The organism is Pseudonocardia sp. KRD291, from assembly GCF_019263595.1.
Lineage (GTDB): Bacteria > Actinomycetota > Actinomycetes > Mycobacteriales > Pseudonocardiaceae > Pseudonocardia.
This window is the reverse complement of record NZ_JADQDD010000375.1, coordinates 1-5,276: the sequence shown is the minus strand read 5'-3', so window position 1 is coordinate 5,276 and position 5,276 is coordinate 1. Positions and strand designations below refer to the sequence as shown.

The 5,276-nt window shown below is 72.9% G+C and carries 5 protein-coding genes; 3 read left to right on the top strand and 2 right to left on the bottom strand.

All coding sequences use genetic code 11. The annotated features are described in order from the left end of the window. The 3 genes from I4I78_RS30025 to I4I78_RS30015 form a co-directional block, all read left to right on the top strand. On the top strand, nt 1–741 hold a 741-nt coding region (locus I4I78_RS30025; RefSeq protein ID WP_218614883.1), incomplete at its 5' end, for an HAD-IA family hydrolase. Between the two features lie 187 nt (nt 742–928). After that, on the top strand, nt 929–2,320 hold the full coding sequence (locus I4I78_RS30020; protein ID WP_218614885.1) for an MFS transporter: 1,392 nt from the start codon (nt 929–931) through the stop codon (nt 2,318–2,320). A gap of 289 nt (nt 2,321–2,609) precedes the next feature. Continuing rightward, nucleotides 2,610–3,842, top strand: coding sequence for a sodium:calcium antiporter (locus tag I4I78_RS30015; RefSeq protein WP_218614882.1), 1,233 nt, complete (start codon nt 2,610–2,612; stop codon nt 3,840–3,842). 85 nt (nt 3,843–3,927) lie between these two features. Here the strand turns inward: I4I78_RS30015 and pqqE are convergent, their stop codons facing one another. Both pqqE and pqqD read right to left on the bottom strand, forming a co-directional pair. After that, a complete protein-coding gene (gene pqqE, locus I4I78_RS30010; RefSeq protein WP_218614881.1) occupies nt 3,928–5,028 on the bottom strand; it encodes a pyrroloquinoline quinone biosynthesis protein PqqE in 1,101 nt (366 codons plus the stop codon). Next, on the bottom strand, nt 5,018–5,276 hold a 259-nt coding region (gene pqqD, locus I4I78_RS30005; protein WP_226380697.1), incomplete at its 5' end, for a pyrroloquinoline quinone biosynthesis peptide chaperone PqqD. The genes pqqD and pqqE, both read right to left, overlap by 11 nt.

Sequence of the window (5,276 nt, the reverse complement as noted above, 5' to 3'; positions counted from 1 at the left end):
ACCCGGAGGAGGTGGCCGATGACCTGCGCGACGCTCGACGCCGTCGTGTTCGACCTGGACGGCACGCTGGCCGAGACCGAGCGCGACGGTCACCGCGTCGCGTTCAACGCGGCGTTCGCCGCGCACCAGCTGCAGCTCTACTGGGACATCGACCGCTACGGCGACCTGCTGACGATCACCTGCGGGCGGCGCCGGATCCTGGCCGGCCTGCAGGAGCGCGGGATCTGCCACGACGACCTGGAGGGGCTCGCCGCGCGGGTGCACCGGGTGAAGACCGACCTGTTCGCGCGGGAGGTACGGCGCGGCCGGATCGGCCCGCGCCCGGGGGTCCGTGACCTGGTGCGGGACCTGCGCCGGTCCGGCGTCCGGGTCGCGGTGGCCACCACCGGCACCCGCGCCTGGGCCGAGCCGCTCATCGAGCACCTGCTCGGCCCGGGCACGGCCGAGGTGACGGTGTTCGGCGACGACGTCACCGAGCTCACGCCGCACGCGGAGGCCTACCGGCTGGCCCTGGACCGCCTGGGCATCCGCGCGGGGCGGGCGGTGGCGGTGGAGGACTCCGGCCCGGGCCTGCGGGCCGCGGTCGCCGCCGGGCTGGCCACCGTGGTGGTCACCAACGACTACACCCGGGAGCACTGCCTCGACGGCGCCGCGCTCGTGCGCGCGGACTTCGACGAGCCGACCCCGCTGACCACGTCGGCGCTGGTCTCGCTGCTGCAGGGAGCCGGCCGCGTCGCGTGAGCCGCGGTCCGCGTCGTGATCACCGGCGGCGCGCCGCACCACCGGCGGCGTGCGACGATCGGCCGGTGAGCGCGGCAGGCCCGGCGTCGTGAGCGGCGACGCCTCCACCACCACCGTCCCGGGCGCCCCGGACGAGCCGGACCCGCGCCGCTGGAAGGCGCTGTGGGTCACGCTGGTGGCCGGGTTCATGTCGCTGCTCGACGTCAGCATCGTCGCGGTCGCGCTGCCGTCGATGCAGCGCGGGCTGGAGACCTCGCCGGGCGGGGTGCAGTGGGTCGTCTCCGGCTACGCCCTGACGTTCGGGCTCGCGCTGGTACCGGCCGGTCGGCTCGGCGACGCGTTCGGCAGGCGCCGGATGTTCCTGACCGCGCTCGCGCTGTTCGTGCTGTTCAGCGCCGCCGCCGGGGCCGCGCCGACGATCGAGTGGCTGGCCGCGGCCCGGCTCGCGCAGGGACTGGCCGCCGGCATGCTCGCCCCGCAGAACTCCGCCCTGATCCAGAACCTGTTCTCCGGCGACGAGCGCGGCCGGGCGTTCGGCCTGTTCGGGGCCACGGTCGGGATCTCCACCGCGACCGGGCCGATCGTCGGCGGCGCCATCCTGGGGCTGTTCGGCGAGGCCGAGGGCTGGCGCTGGATCTTCTTCGTGAACCTGCCGATCGGGATCGTGGCGCTGGTGCTCGCGACCCGGCTGATCCCGTCCGTGCCCGGGGCGGGGGAGGGGCACCGCGGCATCGACTGGGTCGGCGTCGGCCTGCTCGGCGGGGCCGTGCTGGCGGTGCTGCTGCCGCTGGTGCAGGCCGAGAGCGGTGGGCTGGGACGCCTGTGGTGGCTGTTCGTGCTGGGTGCCGCACTCGGGGGTGCGTTCGTGTTGTGGGAGCGGCGGGTGGTGCGCCGCGGGGCCGAGCCGCTGCTCGACGTCCGGCTGATCACCTCGACGCCCGGCTACGCCTGGGGCGCCGCGCTCGGCGCCGTGTACTTCGTCGGCTTCTCCGGGGTCTGGATCGTGCTCGCCCAGTTCTTCCAGTCCGGACTGGGGTACACCCCGCTGCGCTCCGGGCTGACCGTGGCGCCGTTCGCGCTCGGCTCCGCGTTCTCCGCGGCCTGGGGCGGGCGCCTGGTCGAGCGGCACGGGCGCCGGTTGACGGTGTTCGGGCTCGTCGTGGTCATCGCCGGGTTCGGGACGGCGGCGGTGCTGCTGCGCACGCTGGACCCGTCCGTGGTGGGCTGGGCGATCGCGCCGGCGATGCTGCTCGCCGGGATCGGTGGTGGTTTCGTGATCTCCCCGAACCTCACGATGACCCTGCGCGCGGTGCCGGTGCGGATGGCCGGGTCGGCCGGTGGGGCGCTGCAGACCGGGCAGCGGATCGGCGCGACGATCGGGACCGCCGCGCTTCCCGGCGTCTTCTACGCGGTGCTCGCCGCGTCCGGGCAGGACTACCGGACCGCGATCGCCTCGACCCTGGCCGTGACGCTGGTGGTGCTGCTCGTGGTGCTCGCGATCGCGGTGGCCGACCTGCGTGCCGGCCGAGGCCGGCACGGGCACCCCGGCGAGCCCCAGTACCACCTGCAGTACGACTGAGGTCGCCGGCCACCGGCATCCGGTGTACCGGCGGAGCTTGCTTTCCTCCCCATTCGCAGATATGTGCAACATGTGTTGCGTCATCTGTGGGTACCGCGGTCGGTGAACGGGGGAAGATGACCACGAATGGCGGTCGCCTGACCGGCGGCAATTTTGCGAGGATCCGTCATCCGGCGCCGGGATAACCGTGCGGCGCCGGAGGCGAAGGCGATCCACCACCGATGTTTCACAGGCCGCGGTCCGGGCGACCGATGGCCTTGTCGTCCTGCTCAAGGGGGAGCACACCTCGATGACGTCCATCATCATCTTCGCCGCCGGGGCGGCGGTACTGATCTACAGCGCCGAGAAGCTGATCACCTACCTGGTGGGAGCGGCCCGGGGCATGGCGATCTCGCTGTTCCTGCTGGCCATCCTGTTCACCGGGATCGAGTTCGACGATCTCGTGTTCGGTGTGGTCCTGAACCTGGAGGGCCTCGAGGACGTCGCGCTCGGCGTCATCTTCGGCACCGTCATCTCGATGACCGGCCTCGTGCTGGCGCTGGCGGCCTTGCTCGCTCCCAGCCGGGTGGAGATCCCCCGGGACTACATCGCGATTTTCGCGCTCTCCCCTCTGATTCTGGTCGCGCTCGCCCTGACCGGAGAGCTAGGAGTCGTCTCCGGAATCGTGCTGATTCTGCTGTTCGTGGTGTTCGTGGCCTACATCGGCTATCGCGAGTCGCAGCGGTCGGTGCCGACGTTCCGCAGTTCCGAAGTGCTCGAGAACATGGACAGCCGGGAGGTCGCCTCGGTCACCGGGAACGCCGGTGGATCGGCCGGCGGCGGATCCGGCGGTGGTGCGGGTGAGCTCTACGAGACCGGCAGCCTGGCCGTGTCGAAGTCGAACCGGCGCAGCGGGCCGGTGCTGATGGGTCTGGCGGTGCTCGCACTGGTCGGTCTCGTCGTCGGCGCCTGGGCGATGTCCGAGGGCACCGAGGGCATCCTGGAGAACTTCGCGATCAGCGGCACCGTGTTCGGCGCGACGATCGCGACCGTGGTGCTCTCGCTCGAGGACATCTTCCTGACCGTGGAGCCGTTCCGGAAGCGCGCGCCCGCGATCGGCGTCGGCAACGTGATCGGCAGCGTCGTGTTCTCGGTGACCGCCAAGCTCGGCGTCATCGCGCTGGTCGGCGGCTCGATCCTGATCACCTCGGACGTCTTCACCTGGCACCTGCCCGCGCTGGTGGTGATCAACGGGTTCGCGGCCTACGCGCTGTTCACCGGGCATCTGCGGCGCTGGCACGGTGCGACGCTGCTGGTCGGCTACATCGCCTACTGGGTGATCAGCTTCTCGGTGTTCGGCCTGGTGCCGATCGACGACGCGCCGGAGGGCGAGGAGAGCGGGTCGGAGACCGGCGTGGAGGCCCCGGCCGTCCCGGGCGCCCCGGACGACGACGACGCCCCGGCCGCCGGCACCCAGGACGACGCGCCCGCGGTCCCGGTCGCTCCGGGAGCGCCGGCGGCTCCGGCCGACGACGACGGCTGAGTCTCGACGGCTGGGTCTCGACGGGCTGGGACCCGGCGGCGGGGCCCGGTCCGCCGGGCCCCGCCGCCGTCTCGGGCGCGCCGGCTCAGGCGCGGTGCGGCCGGGGGACGAGGACCTCGTCGTCCGGCCGGCTCGTCACGTTGGCCTCGCGGACGGCGTCGGTCACCAGCCCGTGGTCGGGCGAGAGGTGGCAGACCGGGTCCGTCCTGGCCGGGTCGCCGGTGAGCTGGAAGGCCTGGCAACGGCAGCCGCCGAAGTCGAGCTCGCGGCGGTCGCACGTCCGGCAGGGGTCCTGCATCCAGCCGGTGCCGCGGTACGCGGTGAACATCGGGGACTCGTGCCAGATCGTGTCCAGTGAGTCCTCCCGCACGCTCGCGCGGGGCAGCGGCAGGGTCTGCGCGGCCGGGCACGGCAGCGCGTCCCCGTTGGGGGCCACGGTGAGCTGGCGCGCGGCCCACCCGCCCATGCACGGTTTGGGATACTCGCTGTAGTAGTCCGGAAGGACGTGCAGGATCTCCATCCGCCCCGCCAGCCGCGTGCGCGCGGCCCGCACGACCTCCTCGGCCCCGGCGAGCTGCTCCCGGCTCGGCAGCAGCGCGGCCCGGTTGCGCCACGCCCACCCGTAGTACTGGGTGTTGGCCAGCTCGACCCGGTCCGCGTCGAGCTCCTCCACCAGCGCGATGATCTCGGCGACCCGGTCGATGTTCTGCCGGTGCAGCACCACGTTGACGGTCAGCGGCCAGTCCAGGTCCTTCACCACCGCGGCCGCCTTGAGCTTGCGCTCGAACGACGGGATGCCGGCGATCCGGTCCGACGTGCTCGGCTCGTCGGCCTGCACGCTGACCTGCACGTGGTCGAGCCCGGCCTCCCGGAGCCCCTCCGCCCGGCTGCGGGACAGGCCGATCGCGCTGGTCACCAGGTTCGTGTACATGCCCAGATCGGCGGCCGTGCGCACCAGGTCGGGCAGGTCCCGGCGCAGCAGCGGCTCACCACCGGAGAGGTGGCACTGCAGCACCCCCATCTCCGCGGCCTCGGCGAACACCCGCTGCCACTCGGCGGTGCTCATCTCGTCGTCGTAGGCGGCGAGCTCGAGCGGGTTGGAGCAGTAGGCGCACGCGAGCGGGCACCGGTAGGTGAGCTCGGCCAGCAGTCCGAAGGGCCGGTCCACCGTGACGTCACGGTCCATGATCGATCTCCACACAGTGTCGGGCCACGAGCCGGGCCAGGAACGTCGCCACCTCGTCGTCGACCACACGGTCGTAGCGCGCCTGCAGCTCCGCGGCGACGTCGGACACGGTCCGGCGGCCGTCGCAGAGCCCGAGGATGTCCGCGCCGGTCGGGTTGAGCACGATCACCGACTCCGGTCCGAGCAGCACGTGCCGCTCCCGGGTCCGGTCGAACCGCATCCGGACGTGCCGCGACAGCGACGGGCGC

Excerpts from the sequence above, each read along its gene's own strand:
- I4I78_RS30020 (WP_218614885.1), top strand. The coding sequence starts at position 929 with ATGTCGCTGCTCGACGTCAGCATCGTCGCGGTCGCGCTGCCGTCGATG.
- I4I78_RS30015 (WP_218614882.1), top strand. The coding sequence starts at position 2,610 with ATGACGTCCATCATCATCTTCGCCGCCGGGGCGGCGGTACTGATCTAC.
- pqqE (WP_218614881.1), bottom strand. The coding sequence starts at position 5,028 with ATGGACCGTGACGTCACGGTGGACCGGCCCTTCGGACTGCTGGCCGAG.